The sequence below is a fragment of the Bosea sp. Tri-49 genome, assembly GCF_003952665.1.
In the GTDB taxonomy this organism is placed as follows: domain Bacteria; phylum Pseudomonadota; class Alphaproteobacteria; order Rhizobiales; family Beijerinckiaceae; genus Allobosea.
Genome location: NZ_CP017946.1, coordinates 3,811,524 through 3,835,000 on the forward strand (window position 1 = coordinate 3,811,524; position 23,477 = coordinate 3,835,000).

The 23,477-nt window shown below is 63.3% G+C and carries 13 protein-coding genes (1 of these 13 only partly in view); 4 read left to right on the forward strand and 9 right to left on the reverse strand.

Going from position 1 to position 23,477, the window contains the following annotated elements; all coding sequences use genetic code 11:
- Positions 1-169 precede the first annotated feature (169 nt).
- The 8 genes from BLM15_RS18435 to BLM15_RS18470 form a co-directional block, all read right to left on the reverse strand.
- The gene (locus BLM15_RS18435) at positions 170-5,878 is read right to left on the reverse strand and encodes a calcium-binding protein (protein WP_126114117.1); all 5,709 of its coding nucleotides are present in this window, start codon (positions 5,876-5,878) and stop codon (positions 170-172) included.
- A 744-nt stretch (positions 5,879-6,622) separates the two neighbouring features.
- Entirely contained in the window at positions 6,623-7,537 is a 915-nt protein-coding gene (locus tag BLM15_RS18440) for an SMP-30/gluconolactonase/LRE family protein (protein ID WP_126114118.1), read from the reverse strand.
- A gap of 38 nt (positions 7,538-7,575) precedes the next feature.
- The gene (locus tag BLM15_RS18445; protein ID WP_126114119.1) at positions 7,576-8,568 is read right to left on the reverse strand and encodes a Bug family tripartite tricarboxylate transporter substrate binding protein; all 993 of its coding nucleotides are present in this window, start codon (positions 8,566-8,568) and stop codon (positions 7,576-7,578) included.
- 12 nt (positions 8,569-8,580) lie between these two features.
- Positions 8,581-9,459 carry a citryl-CoA lyase gene (locus BLM15_RS18450; protein ID WP_126114120.1) on the reverse strand — a complete coding sequence of 293 codons (879 nt, stop codon included), beginning with the start codon at positions 9,457-9,459 and terminating at the stop codon, positions 8,581-8,583.
- Positions 9,456-10,637, reverse strand: a complete 1,182-nt coding sequence (locus BLM15_RS18455; protein ID WP_126114121.1) for a CaiB/BaiF CoA transferase family protein — start codon at positions 10,635-10,637, stop codon at positions 9,456-9,458. The genes BLM15_RS18450 and BLM15_RS18455 overlap by 4 nt, the downstream gene beginning before the upstream one ends.
- Positions 10,638-10,649: 12 nt before the next feature.
- Complete coding sequence (locus BLM15_RS18460) at positions 10,650-12,173, reverse strand: tripartite tricarboxylate transporter permease (RefSeq protein ID WP_126114122.1); 1,524 nt, start codon at positions 12,171-12,173, stop codon at positions 10,650-10,652.
- Positions 12,174-12,177: 4 nt separating this feature from the next.
- On the reverse strand, positions 12,178-12,684 hold the full coding sequence (locus tag BLM15_RS18465; protein ID WP_126114123.1) for a tripartite tricarboxylate transporter TctB family protein: 507 nt from the start codon (positions 12,682-12,684) through the stop codon (positions 12,178-12,180).
- Between the two features lie 48 nt (positions 12,685-12,732).
- A complete protein-coding gene (locus BLM15_RS18470; protein ID WP_126114124.1) occupies positions 12,733-13,713 on the reverse strand; it encodes a Bug family tripartite tricarboxylate transporter substrate binding protein in 981 nt (326 codons plus the stop codon).
- Positions 13,714-13,924: 211 nt separating this feature from the next.
- Between BLM15_RS18470 and BLM15_RS18475 the strand changes: the two genes are divergently transcribed.
- Positions 13,925-14,677: an IclR family transcriptional regulator gene (locus tag BLM15_RS18475; protein ID WP_236846348.1), complete on the forward strand. Its 753-nt coding sequence runs from the start codon at positions 13,925-13,927 to the stop codon at positions 14,675-14,677.
- Between the two features lie 251 nt (positions 14,678-14,928).
- Here BLM15_RS18475 and BLM15_RS32330 read toward each other — a convergent pair whose 3' ends face one another.
- Positions 14,929-15,315 carry a flavin reductase family protein gene (locus BLM15_RS32330; RefSeq protein WP_126114126.1) on the reverse strand — a complete coding sequence of 129 codons (387 nt, stop codon included), beginning with the start codon at positions 15,313-15,315 and terminating at the stop codon, positions 14,929-14,931.
- A gap of 1,300 nt (positions 15,316-16,615) precedes the next feature.
- Here BLM15_RS32330 and BLM15_RS18485 point away from each other — a divergent pair.
- The 3 genes from BLM15_RS18485 to BLM15_RS18500 all read left to right on the forward strand — a co-directional run.
- Positions 16,616-17,305, forward strand: coding sequence for a DUF6065 family protein (locus tag BLM15_RS18485; RefSeq protein ID WP_126114127.1), 690 nt, complete (start codon positions 16,616-16,618; stop codon positions 17,303-17,305).
- A gap of 113 nt (positions 17,306-17,418) precedes the next feature.
- The gene (locus BLM15_RS18490; protein WP_126114128.1) at positions 17,419-17,841 is read left to right on the forward strand and encodes a DUF5625 family protein; all 423 of its coding nucleotides are present in this window, start codon (positions 17,419-17,421) and stop codon (positions 17,839-17,841) included.
- Between the two features lie 1,015 nt (positions 17,842-18,856).
- Positions 18,857-23,477, forward strand: the 5' portion of a protein-coding gene (locus BLM15_RS18500) for a beta strand repeat-containing protein (RefSeq protein WP_126114130.1). The gene runs 650 nt beyond the window's last position; only the first 4,621 of its 5,271 coding nucleotides appear in the window; the start codon lies at positions 18,857-18,859; its stop codon lies beyond the right edge, outside the window.

Consider the following 23,477-nt stretch of genomic DNA (forward strand, 5'->3'; position numbering starts at 1 on the left):
GCTCGCTGCCGGCCTGGTCCGAGGCCAGTTCGGGGGCTGGACCAGACACGGATGCCACGGCCTCCTGTCCGCAAGCTTGTCGCCGGCCAGGGCTGTATCGTCGGAAACAGGCAATTCGTTCCCGGCGTATTGCGCCTGTGTGGTGGTCGCTCAGCTCCGGCTCGCCAGCTCAGACGAACTGGAAATCGTCGGCATGGAGGTTGGTCTTGGTGACGTTCTTCAGCGTGATCGAGTTGTTGGCGTCGTAGGTGATGACCGTATCCGTGCCGACTTGGGTCGCCGCCGCCAGCACCGCACTGAGATCCGCAAACACTGCATCGTCGATCTGGATAAGATCGGCCGTGCCGGACCCGGCCACGAAATCTGTGATAGTGTCCTTGCCGAAGCCAGATGCGAAGACGAACACGTCGCTTTCGGTGCCGCCGAGCAAGGTGTCGTTACCAGCGCCGCCAACGAGGATATCGGCGCCTGCCAACCCGCTTAAGCCGTCGTTTCCGTTGCCGCCGGTGATCAGGTTGTCGCTCGCGCTGCCGGTGCCGTTGAAGTTGCCTGAGCCGGTGTAGGTCAGGACCTCGACATTGGCGGCGAGGGTGTAGCTCGCGAGGCTGGTGCGGACCTCGTCGGTGCCCTCTCCGCCAAGCTCGGTCACGCTGCCGTTCAGGTCGTTGAAGATGTAGAGGTCGTTGCCGGCTCCGCCGCGATAGGAGGTGATCTCGGTGCTGGCATTGGCCACGAAGGTGTCGCCGAACGCCGAGCCGACGATGATCTCGAACTCGGTCAGCACGTCGCCGGCCGCGTCCCCGCCTGTATGCACCCCCGTCACGAAGTTCATCGAGACCGCGGCGCTGCTCCCGGCATAGCTCACCGTGTCGAACTGGCCCGGATTGTCGACCCAGCCGTCGAGGGTGTCGGCGCCGGCGCCGCCCTCGATGACGTCGCTGCCGCCATAGCCCTTGATGATGTTGTCGCCGGCATCGCCAATTAGCGTATCGTTGTACAGCGAGCCCTCGATGATCTCGATGCTGTTGTAGACGTCACCCTGCGCCTCGCCGCCATGGACGCCGGTCCTCAGGTTCACCACTACCGCGCTCGCGGCGTTGAGGTATCTTGCCGCGTCGATGCCGTCGCCGCCATTGAGGATGTCGGCGCCAAGGCCCCCATCCAGGGTGTCGTTGCCGCTACCGCCATTGAGCGTGTCGACGCCCTCCATGCCGCGCAGGTTGTCGTCGCCCGCCCCGCCGGTGATCAGGTTGTCGCTCGCGCTGCCGGTGCCGTTGAAGTTGCCTGAGCCGGTGTAGGTCAGGACCTCGACATTGGCGGCGAGGGTGTAGCTCGCGAGGCTGGTGCGGACCTCGTCGGTGCCCTCTCCGCCAAGCTCGGTCACGCTGCCGTTCAGGTCGTTGAAGATGTAGAGGTCGTTGCCGGCTCCGCCGCGATAGGAGGTGATCTCGGTGCTGGCATTGGCCACGAAGGTGTCGCCGAACGCCGAGCCGACGATGATCTCGAACTCGGTCAGCACGTCGCCGGCCGCGTCCCCGCCTGTATGCACCCCCGTCACGAAGTTCATCGAGACCGCGGCGCTGCTCCCGGCATAGCTCACCGTGTCGAACTGGCCCGGATTGTCGACCCAGCCGTCGAGGGTGTCGGCGCCGGCGCCGCCCTCGATGACGTCGCTGCCGCCATAGCCCTTGATGATGTTGTCGCCGGCATCGCCAGTCAGCGTATCGTTGTACAGCGAGCCCTCGATGATCTCGATGCTGTTGTAGACGTCACCCTGCGCCTCGCCGCCATGGACGCCGGTCCTCAGGTTCACCACTACCGCGCTCGCGGCGTTGAGGTATCTTGCCGCGTCGATGCCGTCGCCGCCATTGAGGATGTCGGCGCCAAGGCCCCCATCCAGGGTGTCGTTGCCGCTACCGCCATTGAGCGTGTCGACGCCCTCCATGCCGCGCAGGTTGTCGTCGCCCGCCCCGCCGGTGATCAGGTTGTCGCTCGCGCTGCCGGTGCCGTTGAAGTTGCCTGAGCCGGTGTAGGTCAGGACCTCGACATTGGCGGCGAGGGTGTAGCTCGCGAGGCTGGTGCGGACCTCGTCGGTGCCCTCTCCGCCAAGCTCGGTCACGCTGCCGTTCAGGTCGTTGAAGATGTAGAGGTCGTTGCCGGCTCCGCCGCGATAGGAGGTGATCTCGGTGCTGGCATTGGCCACGAAGGTGTCGCCGAACGCCGAGCCGACGATGATCTCGAACTCGGTCAGCACGTCGCCGGCCGCGTCCCCGCCTGTATGCACCCCCGTCACGAAGTTCATCGAGACCGCGGCGCTGCTCCCGGCATAGCTCACCGTGTCGAACTGGCCCGGATTGTCGACCCAGCCGTCGAGGGTGTCGGCGCCGGCGCCGCCCTCGATGACGTCGCTGCCGCCATAGCCCTTGATGATGTTGTCGCCGGCATCGCCAATTAGCGTATCGTTGTACAGCGAGCCCTCGATGATCTCGATGCTGTTGTAGACGTCACCCTGCGCCTCGCCGCCATGGACGCCGGTCCTCAGGTTCACCACTACCGCGCTCGCGGCGTTGAGGTATCTTGCCGCGTCGATGCCGTCGCCGCCATTGAGGATGTCGGCGCCAAGGCCCCCATCCAGGGTGTCGTTGCCGCTACCGCCATTGAGCGTGTCGACGCCCTCCATGCCGCGCAGGTTGTCGTCGCCCGCCCCGCCGGTGATCAGGTTGTCGCTCGCGCTGCCGGTAAGGTTATCAGCGAAGGCTGACCCGATCAGATTCTCGATCGAGGTCAGGGTATCGCCTTGGGCGTGCCCCCCAGACTGTGTGGTCACGCCCAGATTGACGTTCACCCCGGCATTGCTGGAGGCGTAGCTTGCGGTGTCGTTGCCGTTGCCGCCGTCGATCGCGTCAGCGCCGGCCCGGCCTTCGATGGTGTTGGCGTTGCCGTCGCCGCGCAGATTGTCGGCGAGGTCCGAGCCGATCAGGTTCTCGATCGAGGTCAGCGTATCGCCCTGGGCATCGCCGCCGGTATGAACGCCGGTGAGCAGGTTGACCGTCACAGCCGCCGCGCTCGTCGCATAGCTCGCCGTGTCCGAGCCGCCGGCACCGTCGATCACGTCGGCTCCGGCTCCGCCTGCCAGGACGTTGTCCGCGCCGTTGCCGATCAGGCTGTCGACGAAGGCCGTGCCGATCAGGTTCTCGATGCTGACCAGCGTGTCGCCGGCGGCATCGCCGCCCGAGCCGCTGCCGGTGGCGAGGTTGACCGTCACCGCAGCGCCCGAGGCCGAGTAGTCGGCCGTATCCGAGCCGGAGCCGCCGTTCAGCGTGTCGGCGCCGCCGAGGCCGATCAGCCTGTCATTGCCGGTGCCGCCGGTGATGACGTTGGCGGCGCTGTTACCGGTGCCGGTGAAGGCGCCGGTGCCTGTGTAGGTCAGGTTTTCGAGCGCTGCCGCGAGCGTATAAGCTCCAAGGCTGGTACGGACCTCGTCGACGCCCTCGCCCGCCGCTTCGATGATGGTGTCGGCACCGCTGTCGACGACATAGACGTCGTCGCCTTCACCGCCGGTCAGGCTGTCGTCGCCAGCGCCGCCATTCAGGATGTTGTTCTGGCCATCACCTGTGAGCGTGTCCGCAAAGTTCGAACCGGTGAGGTTCTCGATGCTGATCAGCGTATCGCCCTGGGCATCGCCACCGGTGTTGACGCCGGTCGCGAGATTGACCGTGACGGCCGCCGCGCTCGTCGTATAGCTCGCCGTGTCGTTGCCGCCGGCGCCATCGAGTGTGTCAGCGCCGGCGCCACCAGTCAGCGTGTCGTTCCCGGCTCCGCCGATGATGGTGTTGTCGAGCGCGTTGCCGGTGCCGGTGAAGTTGCCGGTGCCGGTATAGACGAGGTTCTCGACATTGGCCGACAGGGCATAGGCGGCCACATTCGCGCGGACCTCGTCGGTGCCTTCGCTAGCCAGCTCGGTCACGATGTCCGAGGCATGGTCGACGAAGTAGAGATCGTCGCCGGCGCCGCCGACAAGCGTGTCGGCTCCGGCTCCGCCGTCGAGCGTATCGTTGCCGGCGCCTCCGGTCAGCACGTTCGCCGAGCCATTGCCGCGCAGCGTATCGTCAAAGGCACTGCCGACGACGTTCTCGATCGCGGTCAACGTATCGCCCTGGGCATCGCCGCCGGTATTGAGATTGGTCGCAAGGTCGACCGAGACGCCAGCGGCGCTGGCGGCATAGCTTGCCGTATCAGTGTTGCCACCGCCATCGAGCGTATCGGCGCCGGCACCACCGATCAGCACGTCATTGCCGCCGCCGCCGCTCAGCACATTGGCGGCGCCATCACCGGTGAGCGTGTCGGCGAAGTTCGAGCCGGTGACGTTCTCGATGCTGATCAGTGTGTCGCCAGCAGCGTGACCGCCGGTGTTGACGCCGGTCGCCAGGTTGACGGTCACGGCCTGGGAGCTGGTCGCATAGCTCGCCGTGTCGGAACCGGAACCGCCGTCGAGCGTGTCAGCGCCGGCGCCACCAGTGAGCGTGTCGTTGCCCGAGCCGCCGATGATCGTGTTGGCACCGGCATTGCCGGTACCCATGAAGTTGCCTGTGCCGGTATAGGTCAGATTCTCGACATTGGTCGCCAGGGTGTAGGCCGCCAGATTGGTGCGGACCTCATCCGTGCCTTCGTTCGCGAGCTCCGTCACAACGTCAGAGGCGTCATCGACGATATAGAGGTCATTGCCGGTGCCGCCGATCAACGTATCGGCCCTGGCGCCGCCATCGAGCGTATCGTTGCCGGCGCCGCCGGCCAGCACGTTCGCGCCGGCATCACCGGTCAGGCTGTCGTCGAAGGCCGAACCGGTAGCGTTCTCGATGCTGATCAGCGTGTCGCCCTCGGCGTCACCGCCGGTGTTGATGCCCGTCGCCAGATTGACCGTGACGGCCGCCGCGCTGGCTGCATAGCTCGCGGTATCGCTGCCGCCAGCGCCGTCGAGCGTGTCGGCCCCGGCACCGCCGATCAGGGTATCGTTACCACTGCCCCCGATGATGACGTTGTTGGCACTGTTGCCGACCCCGGTGAAGGCGGCTGTCCCGGTATAAGTGAGGTTCTCGACGTTTGCGCCGAGGGTGTAGGCGCTCAGGCTGGTGCGGACCTCGTCCGCGCCTTCATCCGCTGCTTCGACAACGGCATCCGAGGCGCTGTCGACCACATAGATATCATCGCCCGTGCCGCCGACCAGTGTGTCGTCGCCAGCACCGCCATCCAGCAAATCAGCGCCTGCGCCGCCGGCCAGCACGTTCGCGCCGGCATCACCGGTCAGGCTATCAGCGAAGGCCGAACCCGTAAGGTTCTCGATGCTGATCAGCGTGTCGCCCTCGGCATCACCGCCAGTGTTGATGCCCGTCGCCAGATTGACCGTGACAGCCGCCGCGCTGGCTGCATAGCTCGCGGTGTCAGTCCCGTCGCCGCCGTCGAGCGTGTCAGCGCCTTCCCCACCAATCAGGATGTCGTCGCCGCTGCCCCCGATGATGACGTTGTTGGCACTGTTGCCGACCCCGGTGAAGGCGCTGGCGCCAGTGTAGGTCAGGTTCTCGATATTGGCAGCCAGCGTATAAGCGGCAAGGTTCGTGCGGACCTCGTCGACACCCTCAGCTGCCGCTTCGACGACGGCATCGGCCGCACTGTCGATCACATAGATATCATCGCCCGTGCCGCCGATCAGTGTGTCGTCGCCAGCACCGCCATCCAGCAAATCAGCCCCGGCATCACCTGATAGAACGTTGGCCTGCGCATCGCCAAAGATCTGGTCATCGCCACCCAGCCCCGAAACATCGACGAACTCTTCATCGGAAAAGAGAACATCCGCCTGCTCGGTTCCGTATTTCGTAGCCATAACGCCGATCTCCTCGCGGGATTTTGAAGATTTCTCAGTAACAACGTTTCGCAAATGACAGAAAAAATTCGGCTAAACAATAAACATACTATAATAGCGATTATTTTCAGGAAAAATCACTCCAAATAGCGTATAAGTTGTAGGCGACGGTAGTAGTTCTGATGACAATAGCAACATGCAAGAACGGTATGGCAGCATTGCAATTTATGCGCGCGGCAGAGGCGGCCGACGGGTCACGCGCCGGCCGTTCCCATCCACCCGCGCCCCTGCGCAGTCATGAGCTTCCCGCGAAGCCGGGCCAGCAAGCTGAGCGGATACTCGTTGCATCCCCAATATGCGATCGCGCCGCCATCAAGCGCGCTATCGCAAAAAAGGCGGCGAGCAGCGCAAAGCCCGATCGAGTGCTCGCTGGATCTACGCTTGCAGCAGAAGGGGACCGCGCTCGTTGCAGGCGCGAGTAAGGATTGCATGCGGCGCGGCGAGATCGTGCTCAATATCTTCGGTGCGTCCGCCCCCACCCCGACGACAGCAGGCGCGAGGAGCAAATGGTGTCCAAAGGGCTCGCTAAACCGCTAAGTCGGGAGGGGACCTGAGTCAGTCCAGTCGCAATGTCAGCTCCCTGGCAACGGGCCAATGTCAGCTGGTGGCGCAGAAGCTCCTGACAAGTTCCGCCGATTCGATCCTATCGCGCCAGAACACGACGATCGTAATCTACCAAGATCCATGTCTTGCCTGGTCTTCGGCTCATGGGCCTGATTGCGGCGCCACGGCGCGCGGCAGCCGCGCTTTCAGGATTTGCCCAGTCTCGGATTCAGTCAGGAGCAATGTTGCTCCGTCGGGTAGCAATACCGCATTCGTCACCGTCCGGCCGGCGCAGGAGATGACGCGGTAGAGCGGAACCCCGAGCGGCGAGAGTATCCAGGCGCAACCATGGCCGGGATCGCAGACGATCAGGCGGCCATGGCCATCCACCACCAGTCCGTCCGGTCCGGACAGGCCGCCGGGCAATTGGGCGAAGACCTGGGCCTTGCTGGCCTGGGCGCTGGGATCGAGCGGCACCCGCCAGATCTGGGCGGCGCGGGTCAGCGCCAGGAAGGCATGGGTTCCCTCGCGCGAGACGGCGACGCCGTTCGGGCTCGCCGCATTGGCGATGATCCGGTCGAGGCGCCCGTCCGGCCAGAGCCGGTAGAGCCGGCCGCTCGGGTCCTGCATGCCGGTCTGGCCCTGGTCGGTGAACAGGATCGAGCCATCGGGCAGGAGCTGGAGGTCGTTCAGCCCCTTGAAGCCTTCGCTGTTGACCGCCCCGAGGATGGTCTCGATCACTCCACTCTCGGGATCGACGGAAAGCAGGCCACGGCGATAGTCGGCGACGGCCAGACGGCCATCCGGAGCGACCTTCATCCCGTTCGGCCAGCCGTCATAGGTAGTGACCAGACGCCATTGCCCGGCCAGGTCGATCGCGAAGATCCGTCCGAACGGGATGTCGACGACATAGAGCGTGCCGTCGGGGCCCAGGCACGGCCCTTCCAGGAAGGAGTCGATCGCCTGTCCGCCTTTGTTGGCGATGCTCCAGGCGCTCGCGCGCCGATCCCGGAACGCATCGGGCAGGCTGGTGTGAACCTGCGTCTCAATCGGCTGCGGCGGTGCGAACCAGCTCATCGGTCAACTCCCTTGGAAGGCGGCGGCTCTTCGAAGAGCTACTGCACCTGCGCTGCGCGGACGACTTCGCCCCAGCTCTTGAGCTCGCTCGCGATGAACCTGGTGAAGTCCTCAGGGCTGCCCGGCTGCAGGAAGCCGCCCTGCTCGGTGATGCGCTTGGCGACGCCAGGGTTGCGCGTCGCCTGGACGGCGAGCTCGTTGAGGCGGGCGACGATCGGCTCCGGCGTTCCCGCCGGGGCGAGCAGGCCGAACCATTGCGAGGAGACGAAATCCTTGACGCCAGCCTCGACCAGGGTCGGCACCTGGGCCGCGATCGGCAGGCGCTCGGCGCCCGTCGTCGCGATCAACCGTAACTGTCCACCTTCGATGAAGGAGAGCGCGGTCGGCGCCGCGGTGAACAGCATCTGGATCTGCCCGGCGACAACGTCCTGGAGCGCGGCGGCCGCGCCGCGATAGGGCACGTGTTGCAGGCTCGCGCCGGTCTTCAGCCGGAACTGCTCGCCCTGGAGATGCGGAACGGTGCCGACGCCGCCCGAGCCGAAATTCAGCTTGCCGGGGTTCTGCCTGGCATAGGCGATCAGCTCGGCGACGGTCTTGGCCGGCACGCTCGGATGCACGACGAGCACCGAGGGGAAGGTCGCGATCAGGCAGACCGGCCTGAACATCCTGAGGGGATCGATCCCGGCCGCTGGCGTCAGCGTCGGAGTCACCGCCATGGTGGAATCGCCGAGCAGCACCGTGTAGCCGTCGGGCTTGGCCGCCGCGACATCCTTCATGCCGATGCCGCCGGCGGCTCCCGTCTTGTTCTCGACGAAGAAGCGATGGCCGTTGGCCTGCTCGCTCATCGCCTCCGCGACGAGCCGCCCGACGAAGTCGGTGGTTCCGCCGGCCGCATAGGGCACGACCATCCGGATGTTGGCCGACGGATAGGCTTGCGCGAGTGCGGGGCCGGACAGTCGGCCGAGTCCGAGCGAGGCGGCGGAGGCCCCGAGCGAAGCGTGCAGGAACGAGCGGCGATTTAGATGCGTCATGTTGGTCTCCCCCTAGATCGCTTTTGGTGATCGGTTGGCCGGCGGTGACTGCGCGGCCTCAGCTTCCGGCAGCCGGCGCTCCGGCGCGCCCTGGTAGGCCCAGAGCCATTCGCGCGGCAGCGGGCCCTTGTTGCGGTCGGGCTGCTGCGACTGCTCCCAGGCATGGGCGAGGATGCCGACCGAGCGCGAGAGCACGAACAGGCCGCGCGTCAGCGGCGGCGGGAAGCCGAGCTCGCCATAGATGACGGCGGTGGCGCCATCGATGTTGAGCGGGATGTGCTTGCCCTTGCGGCGCGCGACGGCGGCCTCCACCGCCTCGGCGATATCAGCGAAACGCCCACCCACGGTCCCCTCGCGGGCTGCCTCGCGCACCAGCGCCAGCAGGCGAGGTGCACGCGGGTCGAGCGGGTGGAAGCGGTGGCCGAGGCCCGGTACGTAGCCGGCTTCGGCAAAGAAGCGGGTGACACGATCCTCGACGGCGCTTTCGAGCGGTTGGCCCTCATCCATCGCCGCGGCGATGTCGCCAAAGAAGCCGAGCGCCTGCTCGCCGGCGCCGCCGTGCACGTCGCCGAGCACGTTGATGGCGGAGGCCATGGCGCTGTTGATGCTGACGCCGCAGGTGGCGGCCATGCGGGCGATCGCGATCGATGGCGCTTGCGGGCCATGATCGACCGCCGCCCCCAGTGCCGTGCCGAGCAGCTCGGCCTGGGCCTCGCTCGGCAGTTCGCCGCGCAGCATCAGCCAGATCATCGCCGGGAAGCTGATCCGGCCGATCAGGTCCTCGATCGGGTAGCCTCGCAGCCGGATCAGGCCGGGGCGCATCTCGATGATCTGCGTCGACCACCACTCCTCGCCGCGCTCGCGGCCTTCCTTGCGCGCCCCGTCGCTCATGCCTGCCTCCTCATCTCGCGCTGCCGGCGCGCCTCCGTCAGGATCTCTTCGCTGTGTTCGCCGAGCTTCGGCGGCGGCTGCGTCGGCCGAGGCGCCTCGCCGTCGACGAGGAAGCCGCCGCGGATCACCGTCAGCGGGCCGGTCCCCGCGCCGGTCTCGAAGCGGGTGGTCATGTCGCGGGATGTGACCTGCTCCTCCCGCAGGACCTGCGGGATCGTCAGCACCCGCCCAGCCGGCACGCCGGCCCGATTGAGGCGATCCTCCCAGTCCGCGGCGGGAGCGGCGGCGAGCGCCGCCTCGATCAGCCCCTTCAGCTCGCCGCGATGGCGCTTGCGGGCCTCGCGCTCGCTGAAGCGCGCATCGCTCGCAAGCTCGGGCCGCCCGATGACGCCGCAGAGGGTGACGAACTGCTCCTGCTTGTTGGCCGCGATGTTGAGCAGCCCGTCACCGGTCTCGAAGGCGCCCGAGGGCGCCGCCGTCATATTCTCGTTACCCATCGCCCGCGGCTCGACGCCGGCCGTCAGATAGTTCGACACCGGCCAGCCCAAGGCACTGAGCGTGCATTCGAGCATGGAGACGTCGAGGAAGGCGCCTTCGCCGGTGCTGGCGCGGCGCAGCAGGGCGGAGACCACCGCGAACGCGCCGAACAGGCCGCCGAGCGTGTCGCAGACGGGGTAACCGACCCGCAAGGGCGCGGTCTCCGGCGTGCCGGTGATGCTCATCACCCCGGAGAGGCCCTGGATGATCTGGTCATAGGCGGGGTTGTCCCGCATCGGCCCGGTCTGGCCGAAGCCGGAGATCGCGCAATAGACTAGGTCCGGCCGGATGGCGCGCAGGCTTTCGTAGCCGAGCCCGAGACGGTCCATCACGCCCGGCCGGAAGTTCTCGACGAGGGCGTCGGCCGTGGTGACGAGATCGCGGAACTGTGCCCGGCCTTCCTCGCTCTTGAGGTCGACGACGACGGAACGCTTGCCGGCGTTCTGGGCCAGGAACGAGGCCCCCATCGCCGCCTTGTTGAGCTCCGGCGAGGCGCCGAGTTGGCGGGCGAGGTCGCCGCCATTGGGCACCTCGACCTTGATCACATCAGCCCCGAGCAGAGCGAGTTGATAGCCGCAATAGGGGCCGGCCAGCACATTGGTGAGGTCGAGAACGCGAAGGCCGTGGAGAAGCTGGGTCATCGGATGTCTCGCTTACGCATCGCCGGGGACGTGGTCCGGGCTCGGACCCCGCCAGGTGCGGATGAGGTGGTAGAGGCGCGGGCCGAACAGCGCGGTGAAGGCGAGCGCCAGCAGTGCGGCGGAGAGCGGCTGGGTGAACAGCACCGTCCAGTCGCCGCCCGAGATCGTCATCGCCCGGCGGAACTCGGTCTCGGCCATCGGCCCGAGGATCATCCCGATCACGACCGGGGCGGTCGGGAAGTCGAAGCGGCGCATCAGGAAGCCGACGCCGCCGAGGACGTAGAGCAGGATCAGGTCGATCGGCGATTGCGAGATGCCGTAGGTGCCGACCGTCGCGAAGACGAGGATGCCGGCATAGAGGAGCGGCGCCGGGATCTTCAGGATCCGGACCCAGAGCCCGACCAGCGGCAGGTTCAGGACGACGAGCAGGATGTTGGCGACATAGAGGCTGGCGATCAGGCCCCAGACCAGCGCGGGCTGGGTATCAAGCAGCAACGGCCCCGGCTGGATGCCGTAGCTCTGGAAGGCCGAGAGCATGATCGCGGCGGTGGCCGAGGTCGGCAGGCCGAGCGTCAGCATCGGCACGAGCACGCCGGCGGCGGAGGCATTGTTGGCGGCTTCGGGGCCGGCGACGCCTTCGATCGCGCCGACCGTGCCGAACTCTTCAGGCTTCTTCGACAGGCGCTTCTCGACGACATAGGAGAGGAAGGTCGGAATTTCCGCCCCGCCGGCCGGCATGGCACCGATCGGAAAACCGATCGCGGTTCCCCGCAACCAGGGCTTCCAGGAGCGCGACCATTCCTCGCGGGTCATGTAGAGCGAGCCGCGCAAGGGAACGATCTCGTCCTTGCCGGCATAACGGCGGGCGGCGACGTAGAGCGTCTCGCCGACCGCGAACAGGCCGACCGCCACGACGATGACATTGGTGCCGTCGAGCAATTCGGTCAGGCCGAAGGTGAAGCGCGGCTGCCCGGTCTGCAGATCGATGCCGATCATGCCGAGATAGAAGCCGAGGAACAGGCTGGCGAGGCCACGCACCGCGGAGGAGCCGAGCACGGCCGAGACCGTGACGAAGGCGAGCACCATCAGCGAGAAGTATTCGGCCGGGCCGAACAGCAGAGCGAGGCTGACGACGACCGGCGCCAGGAAGGTGACGCCCATGGTGCCGATCGTGCCGGCGACGAAGGAACCGATCGCCGAGGTCGCGAGCGCGGCACCGGCCCGGCCCGAGCGGGCCATCTTGTTGCCTTCGAGCGCGGTGACGATCGTGGCGCTCTCGCCGGGCGTGTTGAGCAGGATCGAGGTGGTCGAGCCGCCATACATCGCGCCGTAGTAGATGCCGGCGAAGAGGATGAAGGCCGCCTCCGGCGCAACCTGGAAGGTGATCGGCAGCAGGAGCGCGATGGTGAGCGCCGGCCCGAGGCCGGGCAGCACGCCGATGGCGGTGCCGAGCGTGGTGCCGACGAGGCACCAGAGCAGGTTGTTCGGCGAGAAGGCGACCGAAAAGCCGTTCGCGAGCTGTGAGAGTGTGTCCACGACCTCAGCCCCCCAGCAGATTTTCGATGAGGCCGGCGCCGATGTTGACGCCGAGCGCCTTGGCGAAGCCGAAATAGGCGGCGAGCGCGAGGACGAGCCCGATCGCTGCATCCCGCAACGGCCGCCGGCTGCCGAAGCCATGGGCGACGAGCACGAACATCGCCGTCGACGCGGCCGAGAAGCCGAGCGGGCCGATCAGCGCGACATTGGCGACGAGCCCGGCGGCGACGAAGGCGACCGCCTTCCAGTCGAGTTCGACCTCCTTCTCATCGACCGGCTGCCAGCCGCCACGGGCGGCCTGCACCAGGAGAAGGATGGCGAAGACCGCGAGACCCGCGCTGGTGATGTAGGGGAAGACCCGCGGGCCGACCTGGGTATACATCGGCGAGACCGGGATCGAGAGCGTCTGCCAGAGGGTGAGCCCGGAAAAGAGCAGCAGCCCGAGCCCGATCAGGGCTTCTGCCGGAGCAAGGCGCGCGTGCGGGCGCTGCCGCGAATGAGCGTCAGTCATCACGGATGTCCTTGAGTGAGATTGTCGGGGAGTGGGCCCCCGGCGCGATCAGGCGGCCAGGCCGAGATCCCTGAGGATCGCCTCGATGCGCGCCGTCTCCTCCTGGAGGAAGCCGGCATAGGCGTCGCCGGTGAGCAGGATCGGGGTCCAGTCGCGCTTCTTGACCTCGTCGAGCCAGGTCGGGCTGCCGGCCATCTTCTCGATCAGCGTGATCATCGCCGCCCGCTGGTCGGCGCTGACGTTCGGCGGGGCGAAGACGCCGCGCCAGTTGAACAGCTCGACCTCGATGCCCTGCTCCTTCAGCGTCGGCGCCTCGATGCCGGGCTGGCGCTTGTCGGCGGAGATGGCGAGCAGGCGCAGCTTGCCGGCCTTCACCTGCTCCGAGAACTCGCCATAGCCGGAAATGCCCGCCGCCACCTGGTTGCCCAGAAGCGATGCGACCGCCTGGCCGCCGCCGGCATAGGGGACATAGGCGAGCTTGGCCGGCGCGACGCCGACCGACTTCGCCATCAGGCCGAGCAGGATGTGGTCGGAGCCGCCGGCCGAGCCGCCGCAGACCGGGACCTTGGCCGGATCGGCCTTGAGCGCCGCAACGAAGTCCGTCGCCGTCTTGAAGGGCGAGCTCGCCGGCACGACGAGGGCGAGGAATTCGCCGGTCAGGCGGGCGATCGGTATGGTCTGGGTCAGCTTCACCGGCGCCTTGTTGGCGATGATGGCGCCGACCATGACCATGCCGGAGACCATCAGGGCGTTGGAGCGGCCCTTCCACTGATTGGTGAACTGCGGCAGGCCGACCGTGCCGCCGGCGCCGCCGACATTGGTGATTTGCGCACCGGTGATCAGCTTCTCCGCCCGCAGCACCTGCTCCATCGTGCGGGCGGTCTGGTCCCAGCCGCCGCCGGGCGCGGCCGGCACGAATAGCTGGAGCTGGGCGGGGCTCTGCGCGAGAGCCGCGCCGATCGACCATTGCGCGTGAGCGACAGCTCCGGCGGCAAGCGAACCCAACAGGACGTGACGGCGAGACAGCATCGGTTTCCTCCATGGTTCGATGCCGTGCTGTCGGCATCTCTCTGGATCGGACCGGCGAGCTGATCGCTCGTTCTCATCGTGCGGCCTGATCGAGAGCGCTTTTGCCAGCACCCAATCGTTCTGTCAATCAGAATATCATTCTGCGTAACAGAACGAACTGGACGAAGCAGGCATGATCCGATATCGATCTGGCGTGACGAGGACGGTTGGCGTGGCAAGCAAGACGAAACAGGACGGCGCGGCAGCCCTGCCGGCATCGTCGGACGGGGTCGCGGCGCTGGATCGCGCCGTCGCGATCCTCAACGCCTTCACGCCGCAGGACCGCGCGCTGTCGCTGGCAGAGATCGCGGCCAGGACGGGCCTCTACAAGAGCACCATCATGCGCCTGGCAGGCTCGCTGATCCGGGGCCACCTGCTCGAGCGCCTGCCCGACGGCCTCTACCGGATCGGGTCGGGAGCGTTCCGGCTTGGTGCGATCTACCAGCGCTCAGTCGCGGCGGCCGACATCCTTTTACCGATCATGCGCGACCTCGCCGAAGAGAGCGGCGAGAGCGTTGCGTTCTATGCTCCGGCGGGGAACTTAAGGACCTGCCTCTATCGCATCGAGTCCAAGCACCCGATTCGCTACCATGTGCGCGAGGGGGACGTGTTGCCCCTGCATCAGGGCTCGGGCGGACGGGTGCTGGCGGCCTTTTCGGGCGAGTCCGGCGAGCCCTACGAGACGATCCGGCGAAACTATCACTATGTCTCGCTCGGCGATCGCGACCCCGATACGGCCGGCTTGTCGGCCCCCGTGTTCGGCCCCAGCGCCACCCTGGTCGGCGCGATCACGCTCGCAGGACCACGGATGCGCATCGACGAGACTTTCATCGGACAGATGAAACGGCCGCTGCTCGCTGCTGCCGCGCGGGCCACGCGGGCCTTCGGTGGCGATGCGATCGCCTTGGAGCGAGCCGCGAATTAGGCGTCGATCCGCTCGAGTGGGGGCGGCGCTAAAGACGCGGCCGCCGCACACCTCAGCAGACCAATCGACGCATCGCTTGCTCACTAGGCTCGGACGAAACCAACGCCTCCGAAGGTCCGGTGTCAGGCGATGGCCAGATGTCCGCTATTGGCGCAATGGTGACGGGAAACTGTTTCTATCGAGACTTGTTTGCCTGGTCTGCCGGGTGCGCTCAGCCTGAGTGATAAGCTGGAAGACGTGCTGCGACCCTATCAATCACGCTGGTCTATTTGGCGACCGCACGGACAAGATCGCTGGCCGATAGATGTCGCTACGAACGCGTGGAAGCGATGCTCAGCAAATAGCAGGGGTGGCCGATGCTCTCGCTTGGCCACGACGACGTGGCCGCCAATGAACTCATGATCGCCAGCGAGGTGTCGCGCTGCCACCTCGCTGACGAGCCAAGCAGCGCTCCCAACGATGCGCGGGACACCGTTGTCATGGCACCAAAGCGTGCGTTCGAATCTATCCCGCCCTCCTGCTGCAAAGTCCCTCGCAACTCGCTCCTGGTCCGCCGCGAGCAGGTTCACGCCGAAGCAGGCACCGATGGGAAGGTGCGCCAGAAGGCTGGATCCGCGCTTGGCGGCGAACGCCAGCAACGGCGGTCGAGCGACAGGCTGATGAGTGAACCAGCATCACGCGGCTATCGCTGCCGTGACCGGCTGGACGGCAGGCTGTGCCCATCTACAAGGAGCCAACGGTTGTCCATGCGTGAATTGTCGCTCTGTGACACGTGCTCCTCGCCGATGGGGCTTTTTGTGGCCTCTTGCCGACGAGCGATCGGGTACTAAATTTCCCGCCGTCTGAGGCAATCGCATGAGGAAGGACATGCCATTTCGATCATTGGATCCGGTCGATCTCGCACGGGCAGTTGCGGTGCTCGAAGCCGCCTGGAGTGAGGTCAGGGAGCTGGTGCCCGATGGGTTCGAGGAACAAGAGCGAACGCGGCTCGCCTAATCACATAGCGAAACCGGCTTGGGCGCCAAGCATGGCGTGAATGGCTTGCTGAGATCGCTGCCTCAAAGTAGCCATATGGAGACGGGGTCAGCCACCGGCTCACCCCAGACGCCTAATTCGTGGTTTGCCGAGACTATTGACATGCGCACGGACAGCTTCGCTGAACGCTTCGACGACAATTCAAAAATCACAAGAGCAATCGCCCAGTTCGCTGCCGGGAAGCGAGTAACCGCTAGGAACTTGGCCCGCCGGTAATTTTGGGGTGAAGGTATAACGTTATGGCTGGAATTTCTTATTTCGTAAACAAAAATACAGTAATTTCCTTTCCGGGCAGGTTCATTGCTCCAAAGATTTTTGGTAATGATACGATACTGTCTGGTGAAAAATTCAGTGCATTCTATATAGTATCAAAAATACTCGGGCTGTCTACGATAGAATCGTTCTCTCTATGGCTTAGGCATTCTAAATCTAACATTAATTTGGGCTCAGCTGTTGCACATATAATTTCATGCATAGAAGATACAACCCATATTACACCTGAAACACTTAGAATTAGAAAAATATCTCAGATTTTGGATGATCTATTTTATGGAAGGACCATCTCAAAGAACGACCGTAGCGTTTTACTCAAAAACCAAATTCTGGTCGTGTTCGAAGGATAAATTTCGTATAAGGATATATCTAAGTTTTTTCGCGGCCCCTTCGAATAATCAACCGCCAACCTGAATTCTATTACAGATAATAACTGTTATATAAACAAATTATCACACAAAATCTAAACCTCCTGAACACACTAAAAGCTTGCAATACGAAACATATCTATAATATTCTATATTATGTCATAAAACTGAGAAAAATATGCGTCGGTTATGGATTTTTTAGCGTTGACCGCCAGCATTGGTTGTGCAACCTGAGAGGGCATCAGGCTGCGGCAGGTGGACGTTGAGCGAGTTTGTTTTTCCGCTAGATCGCGTCGTGGCCTACCGAACTAGCTCGGATGCCTTTCCGCTTCGCCCGGCCTCTCAGACGCGCGCCTGGATGATGAAGCCGGCGACGCGCTTCTCCAATCGATGTCTGCCGTTGCGGATAGCCAACGGCATTGGCTGGTTCGTCGTGAATCCCAAAGACGTGACGGTCGAATGGGACGGCACGAAACTGATGTCGAGCGATCCGTCGCATGCAAAGCTGCACTTCGGTGAGCGGATCGTCACCTTCGACCAAGGGCATATCTTTCGGACGGACCCTGGCTGGGGCATTTGGGTCAAGGGTGTGCCGAATACTGAGAGCGGGCCGCTCCAGAACCTGGAAGCGATCATCGAGACGGATCAGCTGCCCTATCCGTTCGCAATCAATTTCCGCTTTGCCGCGCCTGGCAAGATTCGATTGCGGAAGGGGGCCGTGCTTGCGCAGCTGGTTCCTTATCCGCTCGCGTCGGTCGCATCGGCCAAGCTGATGATCGCCGATTGCAAGGACGAGCCACTTCTCGACCAGGCTCGGAAGCGGTGGGTGGCGGCGAGGGAAGCTTGTAGTGGAACAAAGCAACCTTGGCACGGATATTACGCGAAGGGTGTCGACTGCCCGTTCCCTCACCAGAGAATCATCAGAAATGATGTTGAAGAGGAACCCGCGTGAAAGTTACTTCTGCTCTCACGGTGATCTTTTGTAGCCGCAGAACCGTTATTTACGTCGGCGCACTGCTAGTTACAACTTCGTTGATCTCTTATTTATTTCCCAAGGATGCTATCATGAGTTACTATAAAAGCGCCCCAGCTTCTTTTCCTGTAGATAATTGGAAACGGTCTCAAGAATTTAAAATCAATATTCGAGAGCATAGAAGCTATGTTCTTGTTCTCGATTTTGAGACCGATTCAGAGGCTAGAAGAGACGACATTCTAATGAATTTCTCCGATCGAGTCCCGGGAAAAGGGCCAGGCAGAAATATTCCTTTGAATTTTGAGTTCGAAGTTTCCGACACAAATGGGAAAACGACATTCAGAAAGACATTAAGCACTGAAGGTATTGGATTTTTTTCAAAAAACTCCCTCGGTAGGCTTTTAGATAGATTTAGCTTAGAGAAAGGAGAGTATGTATTTAAAATACTACTTAACAGTAGCAACTCAGAACATCTGGGTCAAACCAAAATTCGAATAGATTATATGACTATGTAGTTTCTCATGTAATATGGCAATTTTGAATTCTATAAAATAGCTCATATCGATTTAAGGATTTATTGCCATGGCAAAACTTACCGTGAAGATCGTTGGCGCTGGACGAGTTGATGTTTTTGGGCATACGTCGCCACTCGGGCACGCGTGGATCGAAATCACAGGCAACGACGGAATTACGAGGAGTTACGGGTATTACCCAAGGAATGATGGTGCCGAGCGCATACGAGGGCCCGGAGAAGTTCGCCAAACTGACAGAGGATCATATAATTCTGTTGACTACAGCAAAACTATTGATCTTACTTCATCTCAACTGAATACTATTCAGAATTATGTTGACGGAATTTCTGCAAACCCCGGAACATATAACGCGCTTAACCATAGTTGCGTTGATTTTGTGTTTAATGGGATGGATACCTTGGATCCCCGGGCCTCGAATTACGATGGGGCCCTATTTCCAAATGCAGATTCCAACCGTGGTTACCTTGACCGTGCATTGGATCGGATTCAGGCAAATGCGCAGCCGAACCCCAATCCAGAGCCCAATCCAAACCCGGAGCCGAACCCCAATCCGGAGCCGAATCCCAATCCGGAGCCGAACCCCAATCCGGAACCGAACCCCAATCCGGAGCCGAACCCCAATCCGGAGCCGAACCCCAATCCGGAGCCAAATCCCAATCCGGAGCCGAACCCCAATCCGGAGCCGAACCCCAATCCGGAGCCAAATCCCAATCCGGAGCCAAATCCCAATCCGGAGCCAAATCCCAATCCGGAGCCGAACCCCGGTCCCAATCCCGGGCCTAACCCCGGTCCCAATCCCGGGCCTAACCCCGGTCCCAATCCCGGGCCTAACCCCGGTCCCAATCCCGGGCCTAACCCCAGTCCCAATCCCGGGCCTAACCCCGGTCCCAATCCCGGGCCTAACCCCGGCCCCAATCCCGGGCCTAACCCAGGTCCCAATCCCGGGCCTAACCCAGGCCCAAATCCTGGTCCCAATCCGGGCCCGTGGCCTCCGAAGGTGCCAACACCGCCTGTCGACCCGCTCGTACTGGATCTCGATGGAGATGGGATCGAGTTGATTTCCGTAGGTGCGTCGTCGACGCATTTCGATTTCGATGGCGATGGCTTCTCCGAGCGCGTCGGCTGGGTTGCGCCCGATGACGGCTTTCTCGTGCTGGATCGCGATGCCAGTGGCTCGATCAACAGTGCGTCAGAACTGTTCGGCAATGAACTCGTCGATGGCTATACGAAGCTGCGCGAGCTCGACACGAATCAGGATGGAGTCATCAATTCGGCGGACGAGCAGTTCGCCCAACTGCAAATTTGGCGCGACCTCAACGGTAATGGCACGTCTGAGGCCGGCGAGCTCGTTTCGCTATCCTCGTTGGGCATCGTAACCATCGGCCTCGAGCGCACCCCCCACGGGCGACCGATAGCTGGAAATGAGGTTGCCTTCACAGGCAGTTTCGCTCGCGGCGATGGTTCGGTTGGGGCTACCGGGGCCGTCTTCTTTCAAGCAGACCGGACGCTAACCCGTTGGAATCCTCCAGAAGGATTTGTTCTCGACCCGGATACCGCTGTCTTGCCCCTTCTGAAGGGGTACGGGACTCTGCCTGATCTGAACTACGCCATGACTTTGGATTCAAATCTGAAGCAGATGGTGCAGGAGTTTACGCTCGGCGTCGGGTCCATGGACCGAGCGCAGATGAGTTCGGCCTTCATGGCATTGATGTATCGATGGGCTGGCGTCGAAGGGGTTGCTCCTGGCAGTCGCGGCCCGAATGTTGATGCCGTACACTTGGCGTTCCTGGATAAATTCTTTGGATCTCCGATCGTTCGGCCAGCTTCCAACGGAAGCCCAGGGATTCCAAATGCTCGCTTTGGCCAGGAAATCGAAAGCTCTTTTGCCGAGGTGTTCGGCGCTCTCCTAGTTCGCTTTTTGAGCTCGGTCCCGATCTCGATGCTCCAATTGGGGGCAGATTGGGATAATCTCCTTGACCTTCCCTTCCTGTCGTTGCGTCACCTTAAATATGAAGCCGGCTCTGACGGATTTCAGGGACAGGCCAAATTTGTCATATTCGAAGCACTTCATAACATTCCCGCGCAACCCCAGGCTGCCATAGACTACATAGACGAGGTTATTTTCATCCTGTCTGGCCTGACTCTCGAATTTTACAGCGGCGATCGTGCAAGATTTGTGGAGGATGTTCGACTTAATCTGCTCGACCTGACGGATAAGGGGCTAGCCACTCTCGCGGTCGATCTTGCGTCGAACGGCTCTGCCCTGACGAAAGGCACGGTCGCAGGGGAGGCGATCGTCGGAACGACGAAAGCAGATATCATCATCGGCTTCCAAGGCAACGACACGCTGACCGGCGGCGGCGGAGCCGACACCTATGTGTACGCCCGCGGCGACGGCCACGATGTCATCATCGACGCCGCCTCCTTCAACAACGAGGTCGACAAGCTCGTCCTCGCCGGGGTCGACCCGAGCGCGGTCACGCTTCAGCGCAACGGCAATGACCTCACCCTGGTGATCGCCGAGAGCGCGCCAGGGGCCGGCGATGGCGGCTCGATCCTGATCAAGGCCACGCTCGACGACTACTACAGCTCGGGCCTCGAACAGATCGTCCTCGCCGACGGCACGGTCTGGACCAAGGCCGACCTGCGCCTGATGCTGCTCGCCCAGGCCTCGACCGCAGGCGACGACACCATCGCCGGCTTCGACGTCGCCGACGTCATCACGGCCGGCGCCGGCAACGACACCGTCAATGCGGGCGCTGGCAACGACAGAATCACCGGCGGCCTCGGCAACGACACGCTGACCGGCGGCGGCGGGGCCGACACCTATGTGTACGCCCGCGGCGACGGCCACGATGTCATCATCGACGCCGCCTCCTACAACAACGAGGTCGACAAGCTCGTCCTCACCGGGGTCGACCCGGGCGCGGTCACGCTTCAGCGCAACGGCAATGACCTCACCCTGGTGATCGCCGAGAGCGAGCCAGGGGCAGGCGACGGCGGCTCGATCCTGATCAAGGCCACGCTCGACGACTACTACAGCTCGGGCCTCGAGCAGATCGTCCTCGCCGACGGCACGGTCTGGACCAAGGCCGATCTGCGCCTGATGCTGCTCGCCCAAGCCTCGACGGCAGGCGACGACACCATCGCCGGCTTCGACGTCGCCGACGTCATCACGGCCGGCGCCGGCAACGACACCGTCAATGCAGGCGCTGGCAACGACAGCATCACCGGCGGGCTCGGCAACGACACGCTGACCGGCGGCGGCGGAGCCGACACCTATGTGTACGCCCGCGGCGACGGCCACGATGTCATCATCGACGCCGCCTCCTACAACAACGAGGTCGACAAGCTCGTCCTCACCGGGGTCGACCCGGGCGCGGTCACGCTTCAGCGCAACGGCAATGACCTCACCCTGGTGATCGCCGAGAGCGAGCCAGGGGCAGGCGATGGCGGCTCGATCCTGATCAAGGCCACGCTCGACGACTACTACAGCTCGGGCCTCGAGCAGATCGTCCTCGCCGACGGCACGGTCTGGACCAAGGCCGATCTGCGCCTGATGCTGCTCGCCCAAGCCTCGACGGCAGGCGACGACACCATCGCCGGCTTCGACGTCGCCGACGTCATCACGGCCGGCGCCGGCAACGACACCGTCAATGCAGGCGCTGGCAACGACAGCATCACCGGCGGGCTCGGCAACGACACGCTGACCGGCGGCGGCGGAGCCGACACCTATGTGTACGCCCGCGGCGACGGCCACGATGTCATCGTCGAAACCGGGTTCTTAGAAGGGGTAGCCGACACGCTGGTGCTGACGGGGGTGGCGTCAACGGCGGTCACCGTCGAACGCTTTGGCAGTGACGTGACCCTGGTGATTGCCGAAAGCGCTCCAGGCGCTGGCGATGGCGGACGTATCAAGCTGAAGGAGCAGTACCAATCGCTCTATGATCGTGGCGTTGAGACCGTGACGTTCTCGGATGGCGTTAGTTGGACGAAAGCCGATATCGCGAACATCATTGCCGAACAGATTGGCTCCAGCGGCGTCACGCATCCTGGAACGACTGGCGACGATACGATCTCCGGCACGTCCGGTAACGACACGTTCGATGGCTATGGTGGAAACGACACGCTGACTGGCGGTGTCGGCTCGGACACCTACCGGTTCGGTGTTGGCTCGGGCAACGACTTGATCATCGAGACCTCCAGCGCAGCCGACACGGATCGGATCGAGCTTCTAGGCCTCAACCCGGACGATGTCGTGCTCAGCCGCAGCGGCAATCACCTCTTCGTCGTCATCAAGGCGACCGGTGAAACCCTGAAGGTTCAGGACCACTTCTACGTCGCCAGCTACGGCATCGATCAGATCGTCTTCGCCAACGGCACGACGCTGGATCGCGCAGCAATCCAGCAGGCTGCCTGGATCAGGGGCGATGGCGGCGACAATGCGCTTACTGGCTCGGCAGCGAACGATACGCTCGACGGCGGCGCCGGGAACGATACGCTGACTGGAGGCACCGGCTCAGACACCTATCGCTTTGGTGTTGGTTCCGGCAACGACGTGATCATCGAGACCTCCAGCGCGGCCGACACGGATCGGATCAATCTGCTCGGGCTCAACCCGGACGATGTCGTGCTCAACCGCAGCGGCAATCACCTCTTCGTCACCATCAAGGCGACCGGTGAAACCCTGAAGGTCCAGGACCACTTCTACACGACCAGTTACGGCATCGATCAGATCGTCTTCGCCAACGGCACGACGCTGGACCGGGTCGCGATCCAGCAGGCTGCCTGGATCAGAGGCGATGGCGGCGACAATTCGCTCACTGGCTCGGCAGCGAACGATACGCTCGACGGCGGCGCCGGGAACGACACATTGAACGGCGGCACCGGCTCGGACACCTACCGGTTTGGTGCTGGGTCCGGCAACGACGTGGTCATCGAGACCTCGAGCGCAGCCGACACGGACCGGATCGAGCTTCTGGGCCTCAATCCGGATGACGTGGTGCTGAGCCGCAGCGGCAATCACCTCTTCGTCGTCATCAAGGCGACCGGTGAAACCCTGAAGGTCCAAGATCATTTCTACACAACCAGCTACGGCATCGATCAGATTGTCTTCGCCAACGGCACGAGCCTGGATCGGGCCGCGATCCAGCAGGCAGCCTGGATCAGGGGTGATGCTGGCGACAACACGCTCACTGGAACGTCTGGAAACGATGTTTTCGAAGGAGGTGGAGGCAATGACCGCTTCAACTCCGGAGCAGGTAACGACACCTATATCTATCGCTCGGGTGACGGCAGCGATGTGATCAACGAGGAGTCGGGGTCGACCACGGAAGTCGATGTCCTGAAGTTCGCTAATCTCAATGCCTCTGATCTGACACTCGCGCGGGCTGGCCAGCACCTCGTCGTCACGGTGAACAGCACAGGCCAGACCATCACGGTCGACGAGCATTTCTACTCGCAGACGGCCAATTGGGGCGTCGAGCGCTTCGAATTCGCCGACGGTACCAGTTGGAATCTCTCCGAGATCAACAGTCGGGCCTGGTTCAAAGGCACGGTCGGAAACGACACTCTGTCAGGCTCGTCGTGGAATGACACCTTCCATGGCGGCATGGGTG

What these genes read in the sequence shown, in the direction of transcription:
- BLM15_RS18445 (WP_126114119.1), bottom strand. Translation starts at nt 8,568, where the DNA reads ATGACGCATCTAAATCGCCGCTCGTTCCTGCACGCTTCGCTCGGGGCC.
- BLM15_RS18490 (WP_126114128.1), top strand. Translation starts at nt 17,419, where the DNA reads ATGAGTTACTATAAAAGCGCCCCAGCTTCTTTTCCTGTAGATAATTGG.
- BLM15_RS18440 (WP_126114118.1), bottom strand. Translation starts at nt 7,537, where the DNA reads ATGAGCTGGTTCGCACCGCCGCAGCCGATTGAGACGCAGGTTCACACC.
- BLM15_RS18455 (WP_126114121.1), bottom strand. Translation starts at nt 10,637, where the DNA reads ATGACCCAGCTTCTCCACGGCCTTCGCGTTCTCGACCTCACCAATGTG.
- BLM15_RS18435 (WP_126114117.1), bottom strand. Translation starts at nt 5,878, where the DNA reads ATGGCTACGAAATACGGAACCGAGCAGGCGGATGTTCTCTTTTCCGAT.
- BLM15_RS18450 (WP_126114120.1), bottom strand. Translation starts at nt 9,459, where the DNA reads ATGAGCGACGGGGCGCGCAAGGAAGGCCGCGAGCGCGGCGAGGAGTGG.
- BLM15_RS18470 (WP_126114124.1), bottom strand. Translation starts at nt 13,713, where the DNA reads ATGCTGTCTCGCCGTCACGTCCTGTTGGGTTCGCTTGCCGCCGGAGCT.
- BLM15_RS18465 (WP_126114123.1), bottom strand. Translation starts at nt 12,684, where the DNA reads ATGACTGACGCTCATTCGCGGCAGCGCCCGCACGCGCGCCTTGCTCCG.